Origin of the sequence: Spirosoma oryzicola, assembly GCF_021233055.1 — a bacterium.
In the GTDB taxonomy this organism is placed as follows: Bacteria; Bacteroidota; Bacteroidia; order Cytophagales; family Spirosomataceae; genus Spirosoma; species Spirosoma oryzicola.
Map to the genome: position 1 here is coordinate 116,768 of NZ_CP089544.1, position 24,104 is coordinate 140,871.

The window sequence follows — 24,104 nt, forward strand, 5'->3', positions numbered from 1 at the left end:
TGTTTGGTTAATTCGTTTACTATAAATTTACTAGCTGGAAAATTTTCAATAATTTATTTTGATGAATTCATCTTAATTGGTAGGGTTTAATTGTATATTCATTAAGTATATTTTCAACAGTTAATGTATGTGCGACCAAGAAAGAATCAATCTGTTGATCAGTCAAAGTATGAATATCAAAATCTTTAAATTCCTTGAAAAAACGATCAACATTATTATTTAATTTTTTCAAACCTCTTTTATTTAATATCTCAACTTCTTGACTAAAAGCACCATGGGCTGATATATTTTTAGTCGGAATAACCATAATGTTCTTTACGGTTTCTCCAGCATAGTTATCTTTGAACCAAGCGCAAGAAACATTCATTTGGCCAGTCTCATGTTTATTAATCTCAGCCCGGTTTTCGTCTACTTCGTTCTTGCATTCAAATAATATATATTCAGATGCTCGTACATTCCAAAGATTATCTGGGCCTTTTTTATGCTCTTTATCTGGCCGTTCACTCGCAAAACCAAGTGCTTCTCCTAAATTATTTATTCCTTGTTCAAATTTGTCAGCTTTAACACCGAAGCTTAGCTTTCCCAATATATCATTAACCTCAAGTTTTAATTCTTCATAAGAATCAAATTTTGAAATCCAATTTTTAATATTTTCAAGTCTTGATTTATTTAACTTTAACTTTTGGAATTGTACCCCTTGTGTAGGTTTCAATAAGTATCTATTAATTTTATATGCAGAAAGTTGTAAATCATTTGATTTGATTTTACTTTCATTATACAAATACCTCGCCATTTCTTGTAAATACCACCCACGTTCATCTTTATTATCTCCCCCTAAATGTTTATCTATTATTGACTGAATATGTTTTACAGCAGCTTCAGGCTCTCCATCTCTATATTTTTCTTCTGCCTTTTTTTCTAATTCAAACAATTCAAGCAAATCATTGTCTTCTTTGTTTGGTTCAATTAAATCCATTTTTTCCTTATAAAATTTCTTCCAATTTTCGTCTCTATTAATGACCAAGTTTATCAACTCTTTTAGGGCAATGTAGTCATCTGTAATACCAGTTTCTTTGACCGCGAATTCAATAGTTTCTAAACCAATCTCTATCTGCTTGTTCGTTTGAGCCGAAAAGTATTGATTTAAAGACTTCGTTCTAAAGTTTTTTATTAATTCATCTCCAATCAAAAGTATACAACAATAATCTTTTTCACCTCTAACAGCACGGCCTAGCCCTTGCTCTATCTTTTGAGCAATTTTAACATCTGTTACTTTACTATTTGTTCTGCAGCTCTCGTGGTATCTATCTATTAAAGTCGTAGCATAAGGTTTTGAATCCAATATGAGGATTCGACACATATCATCTGCTAAGTCTATACCATCATATCTATTAGAAAACACTATTGTATTTTCATAGCGTTGCTCTTTTAATAATTTAATTTGAGTTTCTATTGACTCTGAAACTGTAGCACCACATATTTGCCAAAGCTTCGAAAAGTATTGACTTGGGGTCAATCCTACAATACCATATTTTCTACTTGGGTTTGGTTTCGCAAATGTATTAACAATATCATTTCTATTAGTGCTATAATTAAATAGATAAGGTATAAGAATCATTTTCTCTCCTGACCACTTTTCAAGATCATACTTTATCGGTTTCCTAATTGTGTCAATAGATAAGTCTAACCCTTTTATGAAAAATGAATCATTGTTCGTTGTTGCAGACATAAAGACTCTATGAGATGCTTTGTAAAAAGAGCCAAACTGTTCTATTGGATTTCTATATGGAGTTATCTCTACGCCTGAACCTGAAAATACACATTGACAATCTTGTATAACATCTTTTACTAATTCCCAGCTAAATTGATAATCTGCTTTTTTTTCAACTAATATTGAAACAACATCTTTGTATTTTTCCTGCCATGCCCAGTAGGGTACAGGTAGTAGCGCTTCATATTCTCCAAGTTTAATTTCCTCTAATTTTGCTAAACCTTGTCCTTCTAAATCCGCATCGAAAAGAGTCAATAATTTTTCAAATACGTTATGCTCCTTTTTTATTCTTATCGTAAATGCTTCTTGGATCGTATCTATACATGCATGAGAATCATCTAATACTATTGAACCAACAGGTAAGGACGAATTTTTTAATCCAAATTTTGTTTTTCCATTAAATAATAATTGAACATGTGCTATTAAAATAGATTTATTTTCCCAGAATTCATGTGGTATATTGTTATTAGTATCTATATGGCAATATTTGACACCAAACTGTTTTGCTTGTTCGCATGTCTGTTCAACTAAATATTTATTTGGACATAAATACAGAGATGGTCCTTTTCCTTCATTTAACCTAGACTGTAATAATAAAAGGCCAATTAATGTTTTACCTTGTCCAGTATGTAACTTTATTATGACATCCTTTTTTGTTCGATAGTTATCGAACCAATTCTTTAGAACATTGTGTTGAGCTGGTCTTAATGGTCCTTTGTCACTTGCTCTATCTAGCAAATCGTAAATTTCAACTGGATCTGTCTTTTTGGCTAGCGCGTTTGCTCCAAGTTTTTTGCTGAAATCAATCATATGGGAGGGGTGTAGGAAAGGTGATTTTGGTGTAATATTCAAAAAAATAATCAACTTGACAAGTTAACCTGTTGCAACACCATATACTTATTAAGTACCTTACGTTCTCTTATTGATTGATTCGGCGTTTAGAGCGAAACCTATACTTATGTTTTTGAAACGCATTCATATTCAGCACCTTAGGGGTATCGACGATCTTGAGATGGCTTTTGATGAAATTGGAAACAATCGAAAACAAACGCTTGTATTGGGTGAGAATGGTGTAGGCAAAACCAATTTACTACGGGCAATCGCATTGGTAACGGCTGGTAGTGACGCAATCAATGAGTTAATTGATACTCCAGACGATTGGATCTCTTTCACCAAAAGCACTGCCCAATTAGAGGCTACTCTTGTAACTCAAGAGGGGCAAGAGCGAAATATAAAGCTTGTCATAAACCGAGGTGATACGGCAAAAGATATAATACTAAACAATTTAAATCACCTTGACGAAATAGATAGGGCTCTTAATCATGCTACCCGAAACTATTTTGTTGTAGGTTATGGACCACTTCGCCGGCTAAATCGAGGAACATTCAATCGAGGAGCTGAATTTGGGTTTAAGCAGCAAAGAGCTAGCAATGTTGCTAGTCTATTTAACCAGGAATACTTGTTGAACCCTTTGACAATTTGGGCGATGGAGGTTGACTATCGCACTGATGGAAAAGGCTTAGATATTATTCGGGAGTCGCTGAATGATTTTTTACCTACGATTAAATTTCACTCAATTGATAAGGAAAAAGGACAACTGATTTTTCGTCAAGGAAATGAGTTTGTCCCTCTCCACTTGCTCAGTGATGGATATCAGAATATGGTTGCTTGGCTTGGTGATCTGTTTTACCGAATAAGCAACACATTTAATGATTACCAATCACCCCTAAAAGCGCGTGGTTTGCTCTTAATTGACGAAATTGATTTGCATTTACATCCTAACTGGCAGCGGAAAGTATTTGACTTTATTCGCTACAAACTACCTTATTTTCAGCTAATTGCCACTACTCATTCGCCTTTACTTGCACAACAGGCTCGGCAAGGTGAATTGTACTCCCTCAAGCAAGTAGCTGACCAAAGGATTGTTTTGGAAGCATTTCGGGGTGCCCCTGACCGGTTACTACTCCATCAATTACTAATGTCGCCTGCCTTCGACGTAGATTCAGATGAATCACTTGCAGTTGAACAGCTTAAAAAGGATTACGAAACCTTAAGAAACAGGAAAGAGACTCCTCCGCAAGAGCTTCATGAACTTGCGGAGCAAATTAACCAATTGCCGCAAACTCAGCGATCAAACATGGTTTATGAGCCAGATCAAATTGATTTATTACGCGATATCCAGGCAGAACTAAAAGCGCGCAAGGGGGAATGATTACTTTAATTAGGCAACGAGATGAATTAGTTATACCTGCAAATTTTAGGGGTAATAGGCGATTTCAATGGACTGTTGAACTACTTAAACAGCACAGAGCATTCTTATTGGCCGGTGAAGGTAAACATAATTTCATATCGAGTAGATGGACGATTGTAAAGGAGCAATTGTGGTTTGAGACTGTTAACAAGTGTGCTTATTGTGAAGCAACCACAAAGCTAGTAGCCCACGGCGACGTAGAGCATTATCGCCCAAAGAGTATTTACTGGTGGTTAGCTTATTGCTACGATAACTATTTAGTATCCTGTCAAATTTGTAATGAGGTATTTAAACGGGATGAATTTCCTATAGCAGGTATTCCCTTAAATATCCCCATTCTCACAACAACTACCACCGACGCTGAATTAGAAGATTTGGCTCGTTCTACTGCCCCTGATCCCTTTACGGATGCAGATGGAATGCCTATGGCTGATTTTATTTTTCAACATCAATTAGAACGTCCCTATTTACTCAATCCCTACTTTGATAATCCTGACGAATACTATGCCTGGAAAGTCGATCCAATTTTAAAGCAAGTTAGCATGGTCCCAGTTGATGACAACGCAGTTCCTTTTGTTTTGTATGCAGAAACGCTTTACGGGTTGAATCGAAAGGAATTAAAGGAACTACGCTTCTTCTTTTATAATTTATATGATGTGTATCGATTGACTCTAGAAGACACGGGTATAAGTCTATTAACTCGAGAAAGGGCAGAGGCTGCGATTGAATCTATGAAACATAATTCTGCACCATTTGCCGGTATGATCAGATACTTCGATCGTCTTTATAGACCCTAATCTAATTCACGTCTAAGTTCTAATATGGTCTGTTTTTCCCAACTTGCATAGGTGTCAGGACTAGCATGTAATTTCATCCAAGCTTCATTCAATAAAGCAGATAAAGGAGGGTCTTGTTGCTCTATTTGCTGTCGATAAGACTGGAGTGTTTGTTTGCTGCAAGCTCGGTAAACTGTTTGAGCAAATTTTTCCAATAGTTCATCAGGATACACACTATCATAATAAGTAGGCTTCTTTTTATAGGTTTGCAATACTAAATCCCAAGCCTGATCGAGTTGATTAATAGCATCTGACTGCCCAAGCTCAAAAAGCATGTATCTTATTGCTCGCATACGAGCCTCATCAGCAGGATGGTTTTCAGACGTTATATTATATAAATCATATGTTGCCTTTCCTTCTGAAATAACGAGTTTGAGATGAGTCCATGCATAAGCTGGACCAACTAAATAGGTAGCAATTAAATCACAGGCAAATTCTTCTAACCATTTCGATTTTTCTGGTTTTATCCACATGTCATGCCATGTGTCCAGCTTAGTAATATACTCACGTGGCTGGTTACGCTCTTCAGCTAAGAATTTCCTATTGGTAAAATAAGTTGTTACATCCTGGGGAAACCTTCCTATTACCCAATTATAATTCAGGGAAGTTTGTGCAATTAAAAAAATGATGTGGGCTATTTCATGATATATATCAGGTATATGTAATAAATTATGTTCCTCTCCTGGTGGAACCCCAATTAGATCATGCTTGGTATGCACCCAGTAATAATTTTGTGGGGCTGTCGAGGTTGTTAATAGCGGTATAGGGCGATTGCCGACATAGCGAATCTCAGAAAAAATGCGACGGATCAATTTATTGAAATAGATTTCCGCATCTCCAAAACTATGAATAATTAAACAACGATATGTCTCAATTTCTGTACATTCATCATTTAGTTGTCGAAAATTCCTCAGATAGTCATCTGCTAAAAATGGTGCATCCAGTTGTTCATTATTAATAACTTTTTGAACTTTTAAGCTTAAGCTATCCAATAAATCATGTGTTCGCCGGATAAATTTTGCGTCAAGATTTTTCTCGATTTTTGCATCGATTAACCGATTACTTAACTTTTTTATGCGTGACAGTAGATCATGAAAAGCGCCTTCTAATATTCGACTCATGTACTAGTACGTAATTTTCGAAACAAAATAGACCGTTCTCCATCTAGGATTTCTAGAACCCGGCTTAGTATGTCAAAATGTTTGGGCTGCAATATTCTATTTTGTTGAATAATCGCTCGAACATCTGCTATTTCCTGACGACTTGGTAGGTTTGGTTTTCCTGATAAATGCGTAAGTAATTCTCCTTCTTCCGCTTCCGACTTAAGCATTTCAACAACAAATGAACGCGCTAAAGCCAGATTATCAGGATCAACGGATAAATTGGGATACTTCTGACGAGTATCTGCTTGACGAAGCAGCCATTCTTTTTTCAAGAGCAACACTGCATCATTAAAGAGTTGAATGGTCTGTGCAAGCAACTCGTAACGGTTGTAGATATAACCAATTTCGCTCATATATTAGCTGGTTTCTTCATCATCGTAAATATCATCGATTACATCATCCATTTGTAAATCAGTAGGTATGTCATTCATTGGTAACCAATCCTGTTCTGTGTAGGAGATTGGTTCTAAAAACATATCTAGCAATTTAATCGTAATCGGCAGCGCACTTGGACGATCTGGTGCCGTAAAGGCTAGCATAGTTTGAGCAAAAACATCTTCGATAATTTTATCAAAGTCAGCCGTGCCTTCAACGAAGTTTAGGTGCAAAGGTCTAACTGAACCTCTGATTTTAAATGGAAAACCAGTGTTGAACAAAAACGCATCATGGCCATCCGGACCAAGTCGTTTGACTGTGCCAATACGAGGTAGCTCCATTGGGCGCTCTGGATTATAGTTATAAGCTACCCGTAAAGGGATTGAACTTTGCTTATGAACATCCACAACAGCCCACTTTATTGTATTTTTATCTAGTAATCCCTCATTATGCAAGTCGTTGATTACCCGTAACAAAGCTGATACTTCGTTGCCATGGCTTCGACCGTCGCGTTCCAAAATAATACCATTTGGATTTTGACAGACCATGGGAATATGCCGCTTTAATTTTGCATAAATTTTATCATATAACTGTTGTTCTGTTAATTTCTCAGAACGAGTGTGCTTATTTTTAGGAGGGACATCGAATGTATCGAAGAAAATATTTTCTCCGTTTCGATAGAAAAAGACTAAACCTCCATTCCGATCATGAACATCTACACCAATATAAATGTCATAATTTAATGGTTTCTCTAGTGCATAAGGAAAAACGCGATTCACTAATAAATAAGCGACACTCAAATAAAACAGGTACGATTCAAACTTATACGATTCTTCAGAGTTAGCCAGTCGATACTCGACGCCTGCATCTGCATCGGCAAATGCTTCATAAAAACCAGCTATCCGCTCGTAGGATGCACTCTGAAAGAGCAGGTCGCGTTCCGCAAATTTCTTTTTCAAGCAATGATGTAATTGGCGAATAAGATGTGTTGTCCTTCGTCCGAGACTTGGTAATATAACCAAAGCTCTACCTGCTGTAACCCCTGCTTCATCGGCTGCCTGTTCGATAAGCTTAACTTGCTCCGTAGCGGACAAGTTAGAATCAAACTTAAATTTGATAACATCGTTAAAATCAGTAAAAGTGGATGCTAACCGAGAAGTATTTCGAACGAAATCTGCTTGAAAGGCCGTCAGCATGTCTTCTTTTACTTCAAAGTCATTGGATGATTCTGGCATAAACAAATACTGAGGAGAATCATCCAGCCCTCCGAGAAAACCATATTTCTGAATCCACTTCCGTCGTTGCTCTCCTAAACATTGAAGCGTCAATTTGTTTTCATCATACAATCGGCCTATCTGGAAAATATGATTTCCTGCAAACTTTAAACTTGGAATACGAAGCTCTCGAAGCGTTTCATTGGTAGGCTCTGGTGTAATTGTTAACGGCTTGTTATTGAACGTAAGCCGTTTCAATAATTTGATTTTTTGATCAATTCGACCAAAGCGCTTAGGTGTAGGCAAAATAGCTTGACGATGCAACGATTTTACATCATTGTCATGCGTATCATACAAAATCCGCATTAAAGAGGCTGCACCATGACGAGGTGACATTGAGCCTCGACGTCCAGGATAACAATAGATTACTGATAAGTCTTCAGGCTTGACTAAGGACTTAACATCAAATCGATGGTGCTTCGTCTCAGTTAACGTATATTCATAAACGTTACGAATATTCCCTTGTTTATCTTCAAATTCTTGTTGATCAATTCGATTACCGAAACTGATAATTTCTACTGGATACCAGTAATCACCAAACATCATTAACACACGTAGACCGATCTTACGCCGGCGCAAGAGTATATGTTGTAAGCGATTTACATTTCGGATGTTAATAATTTCGGAAAGTCGTTGTTTGCCAACATATCGATAAATAATATCTAAACAGATAAATAGACGATCCGGCCCGTCTGCGATGACTTTCATACCAAACCCCTCTAACATCTCGATAGTCGCAGCGGGTGGCGAAAACTTATTTGTTTTAAAAAAGAAGCGCCCTGCTTTGTCTTCAACAAGAAACCCCAGTGCTTTGATTTGACGTCTAATTTCGAACTCTAGAAACTGTATAATTAACTCAAGCTCTTCATCAGAACAACCTTTAATTTTTAATGAATAGGCGATCGCATTAGAAGCCAAGCTCAATCGTTGAACACCAAATAGCGTCTTACATACTATATCTCCCTTTAACTGTCGATCGGCAGGTATAGCAATAAATTTTTTTCCTTCTCGTGTAACAATGACAGCAGGTCCTTGAGTCTCTGACCGAACCTTACGAGCCATATTCTGTAATTCCCGATAGCGGTCAGCATCACTTCCTAAAGTGAAAGGCAGTGAAGTTGGGATCAGTTTATAGGAAAAGTCAATATCATGCACATTGGCAATCTCGAACGTACTGAGTGTATGCTTGTTCATCATATTTGTTATTATTAAGATTCATAAAGCTACAAAGCGAGTAAAACGGACATGTATCGCAGATATAACCCCCAAACTCATTAACGCCAAAATCTGTAATGGGTAAATCTCTAAAGGGGCGATCTCTGGTCAGACAGCGAATGTCTTCACTGGTTAGATAGATCTCGTCTAAAATTTCATTAGCCCGTTCCTGCGTCAGTGTATGCTCACGGACTTTCCCTTTTATTAAGTTTACTTCTAGTAGCCGGATATCATTATAGTGATATGGCTTACGGGATATCATCTTGAAATTTCGCTCTCTATATAATACTAGGCCGATAATCATTAATTGACGAGAGTAATCGCTAGTCTCGCTGACAGATACCTTCCAGTCAATTACAACTGGTTTATAGTCGATGTAAGCCAGTAAATCGATTTGAGGGCAAACCCAGGCCTTCTCAATCCAAACGCCACGTTTCGACACATCTGGGAGTAAAAAGTATGCACGCCCCAGGTAATCAAGTAATGGCTCTCCATCTGGCATTAAAATATTAGGAAGATTTAAAATAGCTTTCCGAATCGTTGTATACACTTCTTCTAGCTTTTCTGTACTATAATCTTCCATTAATTCGTGGACGTTTAACACGCAGTACTCTGCACCAACACTACTTTTTGTATTGGTTTTATAATGTCCCTGCTCCGAGAAGGTAAATTGAGCTTTAGCTAGCGAAACAGCTTCTTCTGCAAATTGCTCAATATTAAATTCACCATTTTCTTTTAAAGAAGGTATAATACGCTGAGCCAATATTTTATCAACTACTGACCCTTGCCACATTTTAAAATCCTGCGCATTACCCAATTCAAAAGCTTTACGACGTAATGGTGAAGTATAATGAAAATTAGCCAGCAGCTGACTGAAGTAGAATTTTCGTCGACACTGCCTGAATGTATTACTTTCAGTGTAGGTCCATCTCATCGGCTTAAGGTTGCATAAATTCAGCTAAACGATCTAGATATTGACTAGTGGCCTCATCATCACCAACATAATTGGTTTGACTCTGTCCCATTATAGGGGAATCATTGGCGAGTTGCTTACGAGCTGCTAATCCAAAGTTACCTATTTGGTCCTGTTGGCGAGATTTTAAAACATTTACCGTTTTCCAGATCGCAGTTTTAGCCATTTCATAAGATATGGATAACTGGTTAAGCAAGTCCCTCATGATCACAATGGGCACCGTTGCTGGATGAACTTGATCACTAAGCATATGATTTACTACTTCATCAGGTAAATCTAAGTGCTCGGCTAGCGCTGGTACTGATTGGGTAGCGCTCTGGAGCTGTTGAGATAATAACTGTCCAAAGGTTAATTGATGTTTCTTTAACAATGAATCAAATAGCTCTTTGCGACGTGCATCGGATAAAGTAGTTTCGTAGTCTACTTCTTGTACTTGTTTAGGCCAATATAGCTCGGGCTTTAGAAGCTGGAGCAGCCGTAGACTTTCATCTAAGTTGTTAATAGGTTTCATGACTCGGCTTGGTTATACAGGTTAATAAGTTTTTGTTTGGCACGATGATGACGCACTTTGAGTTGATTATTTTCTATACCAAGCATAGAAGCAATCTCATCATAGGAAAACTGCTGAACTTTGAGTAAAAGCAGACTTCGATCAGTATCATCTAGTTTGGCCAATGCCTTTTCTAATCGGATTAGATTTAAGCTTTGCAGATCGTCGTGCTCATGAAACTGGTCAAAAACATCCTCACCGATATTAAAGTCAATTTCATTCGGTTCCTCGTCTAATGATTCTGATGGATCTATTTCCAACGGAACAATCTGAAAAATTTCATCTAACCGTGCTTGCTCTCTTAAATGCTGCTTTAAGCAGTTGACATATACTTTTAAAATGTAATTTTCAAAATGGGCCTTGGGTGTGGTTGGCAGTATTGCCCGCTTCGCAATTAGGGTATCTAACGTTTGGTAAATAATCTCCCAAGCCGTATCTGGATCGAGATGCCACTTACTAACGGCTAAGCCATACCATTTTTTAGCGTACCGCTCGTACAGCCATTCCATAAGTTGAGGAAGTGGTTGACGAAGTTGCTCGGCTATGTCTTCGTAGGTTGTCATTTGATGTTAAATAGGCTTTCAATTAGTAATATGATTTTAGGTTACAGACATCTTAGAGGTCATAAAATTTACGATGTATTGTAACCCCAAATCATAGTTAAGTTGAAGGCCAATCACACGGATAGGCTACTAGATAGATCAGCATTAGCGCAAGGTTATAGGTAGATAGTGTACCTGAACGAGACCAATAGTGCGTGCAGATTGATCTATAACTCCTAAACGAGTTGAAATAAAAAAACCAGGCAGAAACTACCTGGCTAGGAGAATTATAAAAGAGTCCAAAAGCTTAGCAAGCTCTTGGGTAACATAGACTTCGCACTTCAAAGTTACATTCTCCTTTTATATTCTCCAAGTCTTCCCGTGGTTTCAAACTGGGTATGATAGTCCTATCATGTCTGGGCCTGCATTGTTCACTAAATTTTTCGAAACACCGCTAAAAGGAATTTTCAATAATGTGGCTACGTGCCATAAGGGCTTCAGCAATAGACTGTTTGCCAAAAATTCTATTGGTCAATTTAAAAAATTTAACACAATGTTATCAAATCACAATGCCATGGTCCCAGCAGGACCCAAGCCTCCATTTTTAGAATTTGTAATTGAAGGCCAGACGTTTCAAAGCTTTCAGCAGTACATGACAGGTAAAGAGCTTAAGCAACAGGCAGGTATCCCACTGGATACGGATCTGTATCTATCTATAGTTCACCCCTGGACTGATGAATTGATTGAAAATAGTACGAAGGTTGATTTGGCCAGGCCTGGTCTTGAGTATTTCTATGTCAAAAAGAAGCTGCCCTTTACGATCAATGGCGCACCGTTCATCTGGTATAAACAATATATCAGTGAGCCGGAAATAAAGGCGTTGGGTAAGATCGACGAGGATGATGAGGTTTACTTGAAAATCAAGCCACCATTTGAGGATGAGTTGATCGCTAAAGGAGCAAACGTTGATTTAGCGAGACCTGGAAAAGAAGCCTTCATTTCGAAGCAACCATCAGTTTATAGCTTGGTCATTAACGCACAACTGAAATCCTGGAAGCAGCCGACAATTTCATTTGAGCAGGTCATTATTCTGGCGTTTGGCAGCTACTCCGATGATGTGAATAGAGCCTATACGGTTACGTTTACAAACGGGCCAAAGCAGAAGCCAAAGGGTGTTATGGTAAAAGGGGATAGTGTTCACGTAAAAAATGAGATGAAATTCGATGCTACACCAACTGATAAATCATAGCCCAGATCTAAAACGCCTTGCCGACGAAGGCTACGCATTAGAGATTAAAGGTGGGTATTTACTTATCCACCAAATCCCCTACCTGAATGCGAAAGGAGAACTCCTATTCGGTACATTAATTACCGATCTCACCCTGAGCGGAGATAGAATAGCGAAGCCAAGCTATCATGTGATTCATTTCATGGGTGAATATCCATGTACCAAGGAAGGCCAATTGATTACGTCTATTCAACATGCTACGCTAAATCAGGCGTTATTTCCCGATGTCACGTTGAATTATTCGTTCTCGAACAAGCCCCCTGATGGTTATACGGATTATTATCATAAAATTTCTAGGTATGCCGATATTATATCGGCACCTGCGAAATCACGCTATGATAATGTAACCGAAAAGACATTCAAGGTTATTGCAACTGAAGCTGACGAGTCAACCTTTCAGTATGTCGATACGAACACGAGTCGGGCGAATATTTACCCGATCAATGCAAAACTGGCAGGGCAAAAGATCGCAATCATTGGCTTAGGGGGCACCGGGGCTTATATTCTCGACGCTCTGGCGAAGACTCCTGTTCAGGAGATCCACATATTTGATGGCGATGTATTACAAACACATAACGCCTTTCGATCTCCAGGAGCGGCTTCGATTAGCCAACTGAATCAGCAGCCGATGAAAGTCGACTATTATGCGGACATTTATTCGAACATGCATAAGCGAATCATACCACATCCGTATTATATCACTAATGAAAACGTCCATGAATTGGGCGAGATGGGTTTCGCTTTTGTTTCTGTCGATAATAATAACGCTAGAATCAGTATTGCGGATTACCTGCGCAAAGAGCAACGTTCATTTATTGATGTTGGCTTAGGGGTCAATATATCAGGCGATGGTTTAGTTGGTCAGATTCGAGTAACCTCTTCGACAAAGGCTAAATATGATCACTTGCAACTTAGGCTACCAGCTGGAGAGCAGGGCGACAATGAGTATGCTTCAAATATTCAGATTGCTGAATTGAACATGCTCAATGCCGTACTGGCGGTGATTAAATGGAAAAAGCTATGTGGTTTCTATCAGGATTCTGAAAGAGAGTTCCACAGTGTGTATTCGGTCAATTTAGCTGAGCTGTTCAATGAAGACCAGGATCTTGCAGCCTAGTTTTGTCAAGTTCATACCCGAATCGTTGGAGGACGGCATTATTTATATCTCCATCGATTATTGCACAGCCACACACAATTGCGTGTGTGGCTGTGGCAATAAAGTGGTTACGCCCTTTACGCCAACTGACTGGGAGCTTGCATTTAATGGGGAAACAGTCTCGCTAAGCCCATCAATTGGCAACTGGAGCTTCGACTGCCAATCGCATTACTGGATAAAGCGTGGTAAAATACAATGGGCTGGACAGTGGTCTCAAGAAGAAATTGAGGCCGGAAGGCGTAAAGACCAAATTACAAAACAACTCCATTTCAGTGATGTAGATGAGCCTTCAGAGGTTTCTGCTAAAAGTGAATTTACACCTGTTGAACAAGAACCTGTTTTAGGTTTTTGGCAAAAACTCCGCCACAAATTTGGGCTGTAAATAAGCAAAACCCACTATTGATCAATCGACGCGATTGATCAATAGTGGGTTTTGCTTAGTAATAAACCGTTCAGTTAATTCAATAACTTCTTAAATAGCGTGAACTATTAAACTGAACGGGTTTTTTGAACGCAAAATGGGCCGTTTCCGACCCTTTCCTCCTACCTGACAACCGTTCAGAAAAACGTCCCTTTCCAACTATTTTCTAGGACCGTAGAGTATAACATCATTTCGGGGTTGACTGATTTCGCTATAGCGTTTTTTAGCCTCCGTGCTCATGTTTGCGCCTAATGCTATGGTTTGCTGATAAAGTTCTGATATGCGCATGTGCAGTTCGTCAATGATCTTGAGTCGCTCGGAATCGGTAAGCTTCAGTGTATTCGAGTCGTAGTAGTCGGTTGGGATTTGGAATTGATCAACGATACTACCAACTAGTCCCGCCATAGCACCGGCCCCGCCCCCACTAAACAGACCCGCGATCATAGTACCGGCTCCTGGAATGCCAAAGGCCGTGCCAATTACATTGCCGATGATGGACAACGTTTGCTTATTACTGTCCTTAATCGCCTTCGAAACAGCTTCTTTGAGTTGTTGCCCCATAGCCTCCATCTTCCCCTGAAGCTCGGCCTTTTTATCAGCGGGCAGGTGGTCAAAGTCAGATTGAGAGTTAACCCCATATGAACTCATCAGCGCCCCCATAGCCGCAGCCATATCAGCCCCCGGATCACTGGCAGTCGGAGAAATGTTAAATGTTGGCATGGCTGGAAGCATAATCGGTTGTCCAGAAGACAGCAATACGTCCAACTGCTTCTTGATTCCATCTGCCTTTGAAAGAGCCGTGTTGTATTGAACCATGTACTTGAAGCTAAAGCCATTGCCCGAGGTAGCCGAAAAGCCCGAGTTGCCATCTTCTAGCTTATTTGCCATCGTCACGTATTTGGATCGAAAACCCCACATCTCTTTCTGCATTTTATAGATTTCATCAACCTTGTAGTAATTTGATACCCCACGTGAAACAATGATTCGTGAGTTAAGCTGGCTAACAGTTAGTTTATTGAGCCGCTCTTGAAGGATACGAATCAATTCGAGTTTGGCAGACTGTTCCGTATTTGCGTCACCCTGCAACGCAATGGTTAGCGCGTCGCCTACGCCTTGGGCGCTTGCGATAGAAATGGTTAGCGTAAAGGCAGTGAGAATGGGGAAAAAATAGGTTTTCATGGCTAGTCTGCTTTAGGGTTGAACTTGAAAGCTAAATCGAACAGTATCAGGTTTGGTATAACCACGCTCCTGCTGAGCGATCAGAACAATCTGAGAGGTACCGGTAGCCTCAGGCGTATATTGCCAGGAGGAAGGACCAAGCGGTATTGGAATGCCTACTTTCTGCAAAATGGGAAGCTGCTCAAGATCACTTCCCTTTTCTAATCGACCCAAGCCAGTTTCCTGATAGAATTGAAGTTGGTAGCCGTACTCTGAATAGTAGGAGTCCGTCAGTAGCTCCATCGGCAGCGAATAGCGTTGATGTACCTTCAAGGTTGGTCCTGGATAGGTAGCATTTAATCGAATCCGGTAGTTGGCCTGAATGTCTAACGATTCGGACTGGCAACCCATGGCCAGCCCGATCAGTCCGCAATAGATGATCTTTTTCATTTGTATTCAGAGTCTGTATCAAGAATGAATTTTACGCCAATGCCCAGATTAAAGCGGGTCGGGGTAATATTGGAGCGAAACAGGTAATATTCCTGAACACGGGCAATCAGAATGGTACGGCCCGTTAAAATGTATTCCCCTTCAATGGCTAATGTTGGCCCAACAACCCATTCCGAACGGTTCATGATTGTTGCGCCCTGTATCTCCCGGCGATCCTGATTGATTGACTCGTATCCACCAGCTACACCACCCCCTACGTTGATGACCCACGAGCGGTTAATGAGCCCCATTACACGGGTGAAGTAGGTAGCCTCGCCGAGCCACTGAGAAACTGGCACGAATTTTCGGTCATAGGCATAGAGCTTGTGATTCAGATGAACCGTACCTTTCCAGTAAGAGTTGAGCGTCCGGTAACGGCTATACGACAGCGAACCGAAGGTGCCGAAGTTGTCTTGACCGGGAAGCTTGAAGCCATCAAGCAGACCGCCCGATAGTTCGATAGTCGTTTGTCCGGCTTGGTGAATCTGGGCATGAGCAGCAGATAGGCTCAGTGCGAATAACCCAAAGAAGAGTAATTTATTCATAGCAGTACAAAGTGAAGGGTGTACCAAAATGGTACTACCTTTAGAAAGGTATGTTAGAGTGGACGTGCAGTTGCGAGTTCTTCGGGACCAATCGAGATTGTGAGTTGACGACCGCCACTTTCTTCGCCCATCTGAACGACAAGCCGACGATCTTTTTCAAGCGTTAATCGTTCAATAGCGATAACCTTAGTGAGTGCATCCCGGCGCGGTATAACACCTTCACTGGTATCGAATGTCTTGATTGGATCAACGGGTACGTCCTGCGTGGCTGAACTCTCCCCTGCTCGCTTTAATTGCATGACATAGGTCCGCAGGTAATCAATGGCGTAGTCGAGCTTCGAATCATTATCCATACCCAACACCAGGTACATTACATCGTCTTTGTAGAGGACATTCTTCAAATACAGATTCATGCCCTGAGTCTTGTAACCGATGTGCCGGATCTTCCGGCGTGAGTGCATAGCTAGTTCACCCTGACGGTTGAGGTTGTCTGCTAACCGAGCTTTTGATCCTGAACTAACCTTGGCCGACTTTGACACATCGCCATCGAGCAGCATTTTAGTCAGGTCATACGTTAACGCGTCGGGGTGATCTTTATAGCTGATCAGGAAGCTGAACAGGCGACCATCGGCAGTAACTACCGTCAGGTTAGTTTCCATGAGTGGGTTTTGCGAAAGCGCCTTAAGGCGAAATACATTTCCCGCCTTTTCAATGGCTTCCCCGGCGATCTCTTTACTGCCCAGATCGGCGTAGCGAATCTCGTAGGGAAAGATGATGTGCGTCGTCTTATTGTTCGATACCTGAATCGAGTACGAGGGCCGAATGCTGGAATTGGTCATCGGCAACACAAAAGCGAGTTGAGCCAGCGCCGGAGCTGAGGACAAGGCCAGTGTCAGGCAGATCGGTAGGATGATGCGTTTCATGAGGTTTATTGTGCTTTTAGGAAAAGATTATAGCCTGCCCGCAGTCGGATAGTTGACTGACGAACGGATTGCGAAGCCCCCATTCGGGCCGAGTTAACGACGTTGTTAGCCAGTCCGCCTATACCGGGTAATTGGACACCCTGAATGGCTGATGAGCGAATTTGACCGTTTACCTGACTGCTTTGGCTCAGACCAGGTACGTTGATACCGGCTGATCCGTCAGTATCGTAAACATCTAAGTCAAGAGGAATCAATTGACCCCCCAGTTGCAGACTACGAACTGTAAGCCGGAGTCGATCATCGGACAACTGACAGATGGCGTACAGGATTGTGTTTGTTGGAATTGTAACACCGTCCGCCTGTACCTCCTTAAGCAGTCGCAGTTTAACCTGCTGTCCATCCTTGATTGTCTGATCTTCATGCACGACAACCGGAATCATCCAAGAGATTGTTTTTCTATTGCCATAGCCATTACCTCCACTCAGCACGGCGCGGGTTGGTTGCGCGCGCGAGCCGCCCGTTGGCGCCGTATGAAAAGCATTCTCGGCGGTCAGTGGCTCGGCTAGTCGGGAAGCCGTTAAATTGTCGCTTAATTGAACGTTAGCGGGTTTTGCGTCAGAACTATTCGTAGCAAAAGCTTCTGAGGTACTAGTCTGCGGACGTGATAGATTGCTACTTGACGCGTTTTCGTACGATCGGAGCTGAGCGTTCAACTGCTGATCGCTACCTTCATAGTACTGGCTACCTTTGGGCGCATTGTAGTAATAACCACTCCCGGAACGGCTCGTACTTGCCTTGATAGGTCGAACCCGATTTCTAGTTGATGAAACAGGGCTTGTCGAAGCCAGAACAACAGGCTCCGGACTGGTTCGTAGGCTAGAACTATGGCCGGCTGTCAGCGTCTGGGAAACGGCTGGCATCGCCTGAATGCCTTTCATAGCCGAGTCGGAGCGAGTGTGAGTAAAGCTGGATAACACCTGACCGGTAGCCGCCTTGCCATAGCCTGGCTTCTCAACTTCCCGACCGTTTATGTTGCCTCCCTTTGCATTCGGCATACTGGCATTAAACCCTGTTGCCCCCGGCTTGGTAGCAGCTATTTCCTCGGATAGGTCTTTTCCTCCCTTCCCACCCCCCAATAGCCAGAACAAAACAGCTAGAAAAGGGAGAATGATAGCAGGGTAGACTAACATTGCCTGTCGATTTCGAAAGAAAGCAGCATCGCTATGAGCTACTGAAACGGCTGAATTCATTGTGGTGAAGTTTTGTGGTAGTTATCGTATAGCTTTGCCAGGCTGTCAAGCTTGCGCATTTCATAGCGCTTGGCCTGTTTATAGCTCGTCTGATTATTGCTGGATTGCTGAAATAGCTTCTCCATTGGCTTTATCATCTGATCGGGTGTCGCGATAGGTGCAGGGTCGTTCAGGTGTCGAATGCTGACAACCAGTTTATACACAGATCCGCCTGCCAATAGAACTAAAGCCACAATGACCACCTGCATTCGAGTGCGATCGGAAAGACTCATGAAGTGATCGCCTATATTCACGAGTATACTAGCGATTCGTCTCATTGCCGTTGGCGCTCTTCTATGTCCGTATTATCGACTACATCAAACTTTTCTATCAGAAAGCCGTGTGGGTTAATTTCCGAACGGCTCACGTTGCGTATGTAGCCAGTTGTTACCAGCCTGCGTACAGTGATGTTGGTCAGACGAATGATCTGTTGCCGAGCGAATGTGCGAAATGCGTACGGGTATTGATTCATATCCAGTTGGATACTATCGACCTGAATTTCTTGCGAAGCGGAGGCCTGAATCAGGTCACTGTAATAGCCCTTCTCTTTGGTGTCGAGATACAGCCGCGATACACTTTCGTCGGCATAAGGAATTGCTTCTTTGATGTGCTCTTCAATGCTTTTCGAGTCCGGATCAAGCGTGAAGAACAGTTCGTGGAAGCGCCGGATATGGTCCCGACCCTCAACAGGTCGATTTTCCCGAACATCATTCCGAAGGGCAGCAACTAAAGACTTGCCCTGCTCAACTACATAGATTCGACTTTCTGAATCGGTCTTTACCTTGTAGGCAAAACCGAGGGCAGAAAGAGTAATTAGCGCGAATACAGCAACATTGACGAAGGCCAGTATACGGATATTACGATAGGAGGTCTCCAGATTGCGGAGCGATTTAAAGAAGGTTTCGTTTTGTGCAGCCATGATTAGTCCGTGTTTTTAGAGATGTTGCGCATATTGTTGTATTCCTGTTTAACCGCGGCTCCGTAGTACAAACCGTAGTTAGCAGCTGTTTGCCCAACGGCAGCGGCTGCATTTACGGCCCCGCCCATAACCATTAGGCCGCCCGCGCCAAGCGCACCCAGGCCTGCTCCACCAGCCGCAACCGCTCCCCGGCCTGCAACTCCGGCCGCAGGCATTGCGGCACCCATAACGACCGCAGAAGAAAGGTTTGTCATTCGCTGTAGGGCACTACCAATTCCTGATGAAGAGATGATGTAGGAAGCGATGGTCGGTATAGTGAAGTAGCTCAGTGTAGCGATGATCATAAAGACAGTATAGATTGTCTGCCCGCTCTGTGCTTCTTGTGGCACATTGTTAGTGAGTTCCAAGTACTGAAGTGCGATAACCTTGCCTTGAATGTAGGTTACGATAGTGCCTAAGATGTTGGCCAGGGGAAACCATAGTGAAACCTGTACGTAGCGGGCAATCCACATTAGATGCGAATCCTGAAAGCCGGTGAAGATGGCCAAGGCGAAAGCTAGCGGCCCAATGATCGTTAGGACAATCAGGAAGAAGGCGCGTGTTGTCAGGATCACTAGCCGGGCAGCCAGAAAGAAAGCATAGAAGAGGTTCTTTAGAAATTCATTGAATCCCTCATCCAGGTAAACGCCAAGCTTCTCAATAAGCAAGGGTAGATACTGACCAACAGACCAGCCGCTGATTTCGTCTATCTTCTGATCTAATTGTCGTAGTTTTTCCTGTATTTTTTCCTGCCGCATTTGCTCCAGCTGCTGAATGCGAGTTGTCTGCACATCGACCATGTTTTGCGTAACCGTTTCGATGGGCTTCATGAGTGCACCAATGAAGTCGGTTACAATGGTGAAGTTCAGGACCAGAAAGCCGATAGCAAAAGGCCTGAGTAACGGAAATAGGTCTATGGATTCGGCCCGGGCGAAATGACCTAAAACACGCATGCCGATGTACAGCGTTGCGCCGATTGCGGCAATAGCCGAGGCTACATCTCCCAAGTGACCCATACCTTGAAGAACCTCTGAATACACGGCTTTAACGGACTCTTCTATCGAGGAGAATTTCTGGTAGAAATTGTAGTCGACATAGGTTCCCCCACCCGGCGCTTGTAATAACATCATATTGATTTGAGAGAGAAGTATCGACACGATAGAGCAACGTGTCGATGCAGTGAACAGATGAGACCCTTTTGTATTTAGGCTAATTCAGGTTTGCGTCTGGCGTCGGCAAAGTCAGTGATGGCAACTTGTATATCACCTCCGTTCTGATTTGTTCGACGGATAACTTCTGCCTTCTCCGGACCTTCGGTTGTGTAGGCCGCATACTCCTCCATGCTTACCTCGGTAGCGTAGACTTTCGCTTTATCGCCGAGCGCAATAAATACCTCCTTATACTTCCGGCGCTGATCGTTATCCTTATTGACAGATAGGATTAGCTGCTTTTGCTTTTCGGATAAGCCCAGGAGTTGGCGAACCTCTTCAAAGCGGTGTTGGTATTTGCTTTGATCGAGCAGGATTTTACAATCCGAGTTATTGATAATAGCATCTTTAACGATGTTGTTGCCAATGATATCGTCAATCTCTTGGGTAACTACGAGCGCTTCACCGAAGTGCTTCCGAACGGTTTTGAAGAGATACTTGATATAGTCAGCCATCGACTCTTTGGCGATCGCTTTCCAGGCTTCCTCAATGACCATCATTTTACGGACCTCAATAGGTAGTCGGCGCATCTTGGAGACGAAAGTTTCCATGATGATCAGCGTCACTACCGGGAAGAGGATCGGATGATCTTTGATGTTATCCAGCTCGAAGACAATAAACCGCTTGTTGAGCAAGTCCACGTTCATATTCGAGTTGAGCAGGTAGTCATACTTGCCTCCTTTGTAGAAGGGCTGCATAGTGATGATAAACTGCTCAATATCGAAGTACTTGTCGGTGTACTTCTTTTCCTTTAGGAAAGCCCGGAATCCATCGTCGGCGTTACAATACTCGTAGAAGCCGTTAAAGCTGGCCTCCGCTTTTTCCTTTTTCACTCGCTTAATGAATTCCTCAACCGCATCCCCAAGGGCAACCTCTTCGGTTCTTGAGAAGCTTTCAGTTTCGTTCTTCCAGAGCGTTTTCAGCAGCGTATTGATGGACGTGATCTTATCAATCGAATAAAACCCATCCTCTACGTAGAAAGGGTTAAATGTAATTGGCTTATCTTCTTCATAGGTTAAATACACCCCATCATTGCCGCGCGTCTTACGACGAACGAGCTCGCAGAGTCCCCGGTAAGAATGCCCTACATCGACAAGCACAATGTGTGTATCCTGTTCATAGTACTGGCGTACCAGGTGATTCATGAAAAAGGATTTTCCTGATCCGGAGGGGCCAATCACAAACTTGTTGCGATTCGTCACCCAACCCTTGTTCATCGGCTCATCCGACAGGTCAACCCAAACAGGCTTACCCTGCCGGTCGCACAACCGAATGCCAAAGGGAGAAAGTGACGACTGATAGACTGATTCCATGTTGAAGAAACAAACCGCTTGTTCGGCAAACGTATAGAAGGTCTCGTCAAAAGGAAGGTCACCCGCATTACCTGGTATACCCGCCCACAGCAGGCGGGCCGCATCCATCGTGTTTTGCTTGGGCAGGCAGTCTAGTTGAGCAATGGCCGAAGAGGTACGCGCCCGCAGGTAGTCAAGCTGTTCCGGCTTCTCAGTCCACACCATTACGTTGAAATGTGCCCGGCAAACAGTGCGTTGCTGTTGAATGGCCTCCTGAATGTAACGCGTTGTCCAGTCGCGGTTAATACCGTTTTCGGAAGAAAATTGCGACAATGAATGCAGGTTGCGGGCCGTTTGTTCGAATTCACGCAAAGCTGCTTGAGCATCGTCAATACAGATGTATTGATTGTATACATGATTACAGGGTAACATCAAACCAACCGGCAACACATTGCCAACAGCAAACTGAGTGCTATCCGAGGATAGTGGCCCGTAACTGGCCATGACATCTACTGCCTGAGGTAGTGTTTCGGTATCCGCCAACGTAAAACAAAGTACATCCTTGGAGCCAATCCGGACCCGCCCATCAATATCCCAATCCTCAAGAATGACTTTCTTTTTGCCATCAGGTTGAAGCCGGAAGTAATTAGGCACAATACCCCTATCCCCTTTCGCACTTACCAACTCGTCATCAGTTAGTCGCTCCGCTTTAATCCCACCATCAAGCAGGATTCGCTCAAACTGACTAACTGTATCAAAAAAAGGTTGAAGTTCACGCTGAGTAAGTTGCTCCCGAGGCACGAGCCGGCGACGAGTCAGCGAGTGACGGTTGCTTTTCTGCTTCTGGCGAAACTTAGGCAGCTTGGAAATGTAGAGGTAGCAATAGTGATTCAGATAGGGCCGTTCGACGAAGTGTCTATGAAACGCCTGCGTTAGAAAACTATCATCACCCTGTTCTAGATTTGGCTGGTACTTCTCCTCGGTAAACCAATCCTGTTTGTGAATAATGCAACCGGGAGGCAGTAGTTTAATCGCTTTCACGATAGCGCTATGCAGGGTTATATAGTCTTCCTTTGACTGGGTAAAGATCTCAGGAAGACGTAACCGGAACCCTACGGTAATATCTGCCATCTTACTGACCAGACAGTTGTTTTCAACGGCCAGTAGCGGAAGAGCGGTTTCGAGACTTCGAGCGTTTAGTTTCACGGAGCTGAGCGAATGGTTTAGCGGATGAGACGAGAATAACCTTAGGCTGATTGCGAGTTGCTTCGAGCTTGAGAAGCCCCGATATGCCGTGTTTTGCGGAGAGACGCATGCAGTACCATATCCCACCCCCACCACTGCCCACCACAATGAGCGTGGAGAGGTAGGTGTTAAGACCAAAAAGCCCGTAGAGTGCTAAGGCGAGTAATAGGCTACTGACAACAATACCGGCTGCCAGATAAAGATAAGTGCCTTTCAATCCCCGAAACTCTACGGGCCTTCCGATACCCTTATTAATCTCCAGCATTGCTTACGCGCCGAAGAATGCCGTTAGAATAGAGCCGACTGCGACTAGGAATAGTGCCGCACCAAACCAGCTAACCATAGCCTTCTGTGTATCCGGATCGCCGTTGTGAAATTTACTGTATACCCGGACAGCACCGATTAAGCCAATGACAACACCCAAGGCCAACACAATGGTTTGAGCCGCTACGCCATAGCTCTTAATCGTTGTCGCTGTTGTCGTTAAGGCTGCGGCTCCGTTTCCCGTAGCCTGTGCAGTTGAGAAAGTAGGCATAAACATCAGATCCAATCCTAAGATGATCTGAAGCGAAAAGGCGCGCACTAGAAGAGTAATCTTCCGATTTTTCATGATTGTAGATTGATTAATGAAAGACTTAATTTCGACCTATATACAAATTATACATCTAAAGTAAATAGCGTTTTTATAATATGCGTATAACGAGCAAAATAAATATTCTAAAATAATGAATGTCTATTAGCTAAACGCCTGATAGTCAGAAGTAAAAATATTTTTACCGTAAATATGTTGTAAAAACATTAGATGTATAAACAACTTGATTGCAAAGATGTGTATTGACTTAACGGTCTATCAATAGAAGAATACTGAGTAATATGTATAATTTATATTTCATAAGGGTTTTATATATATAATATGTTCTATATGTTTGTATACAATAGAAAAGGCCAGGTGTATGCCTGGCCTTAACAAGTTGATTAGTATCTATTTGAGTCGATCAAGAAAACAGATCGTCTAAATAGTCCCATCGGCGAATCAGAGATGTTGATCGCGGATACTGTTCATTGACATCTTGGATTGACGAATTTTTAGCTCCCTGTCTGCTGTACGGATCTATCCAGCATAGCAGACAGCGGATCGCTAAATAAACTAGCAATACGAGCAACAAGGAGTTACCAACGGAG

23 protein-coding genes are annotated in these 24,104 nt (G+C 42.3%); 5 read left to right on the plus strand and 18 right to left on the minus strand.

Annotation, left to right across the window (positions count from 1 at the left end):
- Positions 1-67: 67 nt before the first annotated feature.
- Entirely contained in the window at positions 68-2,581 is a 2,514-nt protein-coding gene (locus LQ777_RS29155) for a DEAD/DEAH box helicase (RefSeq protein ID WP_232563837.1), read from the minus strand.
- Between the two features lie 148 nt (positions 2,582-2,729).
- Between LQ777_RS29155 and LQ777_RS29160 the strand changes: the two genes are divergently transcribed.
- Positions 2,730-3,983: an AAA family ATPase gene (locus LQ777_RS29160; RefSeq protein ID WP_232563838.1), complete on the plus strand. Its 1,254-nt coding sequence runs from the start codon at positions 2,730-2,732 to the stop codon at positions 3,981-3,983.
- Complete coding sequence (locus tag LQ777_RS29165; RefSeq protein WP_232563839.1) at positions 3,980-4,819, plus strand: HNH endonuclease family protein; 840 nt, start codon at positions 3,980-3,982, stop codon at positions 4,817-4,819. The genes LQ777_RS29160 and LQ777_RS29165 overlap by 4 nt, the downstream gene beginning before the upstream one ends.
- On the opposite strand, the gene LQ777_RS29170 is transcribed toward LQ777_RS29165, so the two are convergent.
- Genes LQ777_RS29170 through LQ777_RS29195 form a run of 6 tightly spaced genes read right to left on the minus strand, consistent with a single transcriptional unit; the run spans position 4,816 to position 10,971 of the window.
- The gene (locus LQ777_RS29170; protein ID WP_232563840.1) at positions 4,816-5,979 is read right to left on the minus strand and encodes a hypothetical protein; all 1,164 of its coding nucleotides are present in this window, start codon (positions 5,977-5,979) and stop codon (positions 4,816-4,818) included. The two genes, LQ777_RS29165 and LQ777_RS29170, sit on opposite strands and share 4 nt — an antisense overlap.
- Positions 5,976-6,374, minus strand: coding sequence for a hypothetical protein (locus LQ777_RS29175; RefSeq protein WP_232563841.1), 399 nt, complete (start codon positions 6,372-6,374; stop codon positions 5,976-5,978). The genes LQ777_RS29170 and LQ777_RS29175 overlap by 4 nt, the downstream gene beginning before the upstream one ends.
- Positions 6,375-6,377: 3 nt before the next feature.
- Positions 6,378-8,867 carry an argonaute/piwi family protein gene (locus LQ777_RS29180; protein ID WP_232563842.1) on the minus strand — a complete coding sequence of 830 codons (2,490 nt, stop codon included), beginning with the start codon at positions 8,865-8,867 and terminating at the stop codon, positions 6,378-6,380.
- Positions 8,818-9,819, minus strand: a complete 1,002-nt coding sequence (locus LQ777_RS29185; protein WP_232563843.1) for a PD-(D/E)XK nuclease family protein — start codon at positions 9,817-9,819, stop codon at positions 8,818-8,820. The genes LQ777_RS29180 and LQ777_RS29185 overlap by 50 nt, the downstream gene beginning before the upstream one ends.
- 4 nt (positions 9,820-9,823) lie before the next feature.
- A complete protein-coding gene (locus LQ777_RS29190; RefSeq protein ID WP_232563844.1) occupies positions 9,824-10,369 on the minus strand; it encodes a hypothetical protein in 546 nt (181 codons plus the stop codon).
- Positions 10,366-10,971: an RNA polymerase sigma factor gene (locus tag LQ777_RS29195; RefSeq protein ID WP_232563845.1), complete on the minus strand. Its 606-nt coding sequence runs from the start codon at positions 10,969-10,971 to the stop codon at positions 10,366-10,368. Before LQ777_RS29195 ends, LQ777_RS29190 begins: the two co-directional genes overlap by 4 nt.
- A gap of 391 nt (positions 10,972-11,362) precedes the next feature.
- On the opposite strand from LQ777_RS29195, the gene LQ777_RS29200 reads away from it, so the two are divergent.
- The 3 genes from LQ777_RS29200 to LQ777_RS29210 are packed head-to-tail and all read left to right on the plus strand — an operon-like array spanning position 11,363 to position 13,776.
- Positions 11,363-12,199, plus strand: a complete 837-nt coding sequence (locus tag LQ777_RS29200; protein ID WP_232563846.1) for a multiubiquitin domain-containing protein — start codon at positions 11,363-11,365, stop codon at positions 12,197-12,199.
- The gene (locus tag LQ777_RS29205) at positions 12,174-13,355 is read left to right on the plus strand and encodes a ThiF family adenylyltransferase (protein WP_232563847.1); all 1,182 of its coding nucleotides are present in this window, start codon (positions 12,174-12,176) and stop codon (positions 13,353-13,355) included. Before LQ777_RS29200 ends, LQ777_RS29205 begins: the two co-directional genes overlap by 26 nt.
- A complete protein-coding gene (locus LQ777_RS29210; RefSeq protein ID WP_232563848.1) occupies positions 13,330-13,776 on the plus strand; it encodes a ubiquitination-like system serine protease family protein in 447 nt (148 codons plus the stop codon). Before LQ777_RS29205 ends, LQ777_RS29210 begins: the two co-directional genes overlap by 26 nt.
- Positions 13,777-13,974: 198 nt before the next feature.
- On the opposite strand, the gene LQ777_RS29215 is transcribed toward LQ777_RS29210, so the two are convergent.
- The 11 genes from LQ777_RS29215 to LQ777_RS29260 all read right to left on the minus strand — a co-directional run bounded on the left by LQ777_RS29215 (position 13,975) and on the right by LQ777_RS29260 (position 23,532).
- Positions 13,975-14,994 (minus strand): hypothetical protein, encoded by a 1,020-nt coding sequence (locus LQ777_RS29215; RefSeq protein WP_232563849.1) that lies wholly within the window; start codon positions 14,992-14,994, stop codon positions 13,975-13,977.
- Positions 14,995-15,006: 12 nt separating this feature from the next.
- Positions 15,007-15,423, minus strand: a complete 417-nt coding sequence (locus tag LQ777_RS29220; protein WP_232563850.1) for a TraQ conjugal transfer family protein — start codon at positions 15,421-15,423, stop codon at positions 15,007-15,009.
- Positions 15,420-16,007: a conjugal transfer protein TraO gene (locus LQ777_RS29225; protein WP_232563851.1), complete on the minus strand. Its 588-nt coding sequence runs from the start codon at positions 16,005-16,007 to the stop codon at positions 15,420-15,422. Before LQ777_RS29225 ends, LQ777_RS29220 begins: the two co-directional genes overlap by 4 nt.
- A gap of 53 nt (positions 16,008-16,060) precedes the next feature.
- A complete protein-coding gene (gene traN / locus LQ777_RS29230) occupies positions 16,061-16,930 on the minus strand; it encodes a conjugative transposon protein TraN (RefSeq protein ID WP_232563852.1) in 870 nt (289 codons plus the stop codon).
- A gap of 5 nt (positions 16,931-16,935) precedes the next feature.
- Entirely contained in the window at positions 16,936-18,180 is a 1,245-nt protein-coding gene (gene traM, locus LQ777_RS29235) for a conjugative transposon protein TraM (RefSeq protein ID WP_232563853.1), read from the minus strand.
- Positions 18,177-18,452: a hypothetical protein gene (locus tag LQ777_RS29240; protein ID WP_232563854.1), complete on the minus strand. Its 276-nt coding sequence runs from the start codon at positions 18,450-18,452 to the stop codon at positions 18,177-18,179. The genes traM and LQ777_RS29240 overlap by 4 nt, the downstream gene beginning before the upstream one ends.
- Positions 18,453-18,493: 41 nt before the next feature.
- Positions 18,494-19,138, minus strand: coding sequence for a conjugative transposon protein TraK (traK, locus tag LQ777_RS29245; RefSeq protein ID WP_232563855.1), 645 nt, complete (start codon positions 19,136-19,138; stop codon positions 18,494-18,496).
- A gap of 2 nt (positions 19,139-19,140) precedes the next feature.
- Positions 19,141-20,307, minus strand: a complete 1,167-nt coding sequence (locus LQ777_RS29250) for a TraJ family protein (protein WP_232563856.1) — start codon at positions 20,305-20,307, stop codon at positions 19,141-19,143.
- A 74-nt stretch (positions 20,308-20,381) separates the two neighbouring features.
- Positions 20,382-22,883, minus strand: a complete 2,502-nt coding sequence (locus LQ777_RS29255) for a TraG family conjugative transposon ATPase (RefSeq protein ID WP_232563857.1) — start codon at positions 22,881-22,883, stop codon at positions 20,382-20,384.
- On the minus strand, positions 22,831-23,187 hold the full coding sequence (locus LQ777_RS30720) for a DUF4133 domain-containing protein (protein WP_425276972.1): 357 nt from the start codon (positions 23,185-23,187) through the stop codon (positions 22,831-22,833). Before LQ777_RS30720 ends, LQ777_RS29255 begins: the two co-directional genes overlap by 53 nt.
- Positions 23,188-23,190: 3 nt before the next feature.
- Positions 23,191-23,532 carry a DUF4134 family protein gene (locus tag LQ777_RS29260; RefSeq protein WP_232563858.1) on the minus strand — a complete coding sequence of 114 codons (342 nt, stop codon included), beginning with the start codon at positions 23,530-23,532 and terminating at the stop codon, positions 23,191-23,193.
- Positions 23,533-24,104: the final 572 nt, after the last annotated feature.

Coding starts and splice junctions, on each gene's coding strand:
- LQ777_RS29240 (WP_232563854.1), bottom strand. CDS start 18,452: ATGAGTCTTTCCGATCGCACTCGAATGCAGGTGGTCATTGTGGCTTTA.
- LQ777_RS29225 (WP_232563851.1), bottom strand. CDS start 16,007: ATGAATAAATTACTCTTCTTTGGGTTATTCGCACTGAGCCTATCTGCT.
- LQ777_RS29185 (WP_232563843.1), bottom strand. CDS start 9,819: ATGAGATGGACCTACACTGAAAGTAATACATTCAGGCAGTGTCGACGA.
- LQ777_RS29190 (WP_232563844.1), bottom strand. CDS start 10,369: ATGAAACCTATTAACAACTTAGATGAAAGTCTACGGCTGCTCCAGCTT.
- LQ777_RS29200 (WP_232563846.1), top strand. CDS start 11,363: ATGTCTGGGCCTGCATTGTTCACTAAATTTTTCGAAACACCGCTAAAA.
- LQ777_RS29155 (WP_232563837.1), bottom strand. CDS start 2,581: ATGATTGATTTCAGCAAAAAACTTGGAGCAAACGCGCTAGCCAAAAAG.
- LQ777_RS29175 (WP_232563841.1), bottom strand. CDS start 6,374: ATGAGCGAAATTGGTTATATCTACAACCGTTACGAGTTGCTTGCACAG.
- traM (WP_232563853.1), bottom strand. CDS start 18,180: ATGAATTCAGCCGTTTCAGTAGCTCATAGCGATGCTGCTTTCTTTCGA.
- traN (WP_232563852.1), bottom strand. CDS start 16,930: ATGAAACGCATCATCCTACCGATCTGCCTGACACTGGCCTTGTCCTCA.
- LQ777_RS29180 (WP_232563842.1), bottom strand. CDS start 8,867: ATGATGAACAAGCATACACTCAGTACGTTCGAGATTGCCAATGTGCAT.
- traK (WP_232563855.1), bottom strand. CDS start 19,138: ATGGCTGCACAAAACGAAACCTTCTTTAAATCGCTCCGCAATCTGGAG.
- LQ777_RS29170 (WP_232563840.1), bottom strand. CDS start 5,979: ATGAGTCGAATATTAGAAGGCGCTTTTCATGATCTACTGTCACGCATA.
- LQ777_RS29250 (WP_232563856.1), bottom strand. CDS start 20,307: ATGATGTTATTACAAGCGCCGGGTGGGGGAACCTATGTCGACTACAAT.
- LQ777_RS29195 (WP_232563845.1), bottom strand. CDS start 10,971: ATGACAACCTACGAAGACATAGCCGAGCAACTTCGTCAACCACTTCCT.
- LQ777_RS30720 (WP_425276972.1), bottom strand. CDS start 23,187: ATGCTGGAGATTAATAAGGGTATCGGAAGGCCCGTAGAGTTTCGGGGA.
- LQ777_RS29160 (WP_232563838.1), top strand. CDS start 2,730: ATGTTTTTGAAACGCATTCATATTCAGCACCTTAGGGGTATCGACGAT.
- LQ777_RS29215 (WP_232563849.1), bottom strand. CDS start 14,994: ATGAAAACCTATTTTTTCCCCATTCTCACTGCCTTTACGCTAACCATT.
- LQ777_RS29220 (WP_232563850.1), bottom strand. CDS start 15,423: ATGAAAAAGATCATCTATTGCGGACTGATCGGGCTGGCCATGGGTTGC.
- LQ777_RS29205 (WP_232563847.1), top strand. CDS start 12,174: ATGCTACACCAACTGATAAATCATAGCCCAGATCTAAAACGCCTTGCC.
- LQ777_RS29260 (WP_232563858.1), bottom strand. CDS start 23,532: ATGAAAAATCGGAAGATTACTCTTCTAGTGCGCGCCTTTTCGCTTCAG.
- LQ777_RS29210 (WP_232563848.1), top strand. CDS start 13,330: ATGAAGACCAGGATCTTGCAGCCTAGTTTTGTCAAGTTCATACCCGAA.
- LQ777_RS29165 (WP_232563839.1), top strand. CDS start 3,980: ATGATTACTTTAATTAGGCAACGAGATGAATTAGTTATACCTGCAAAT.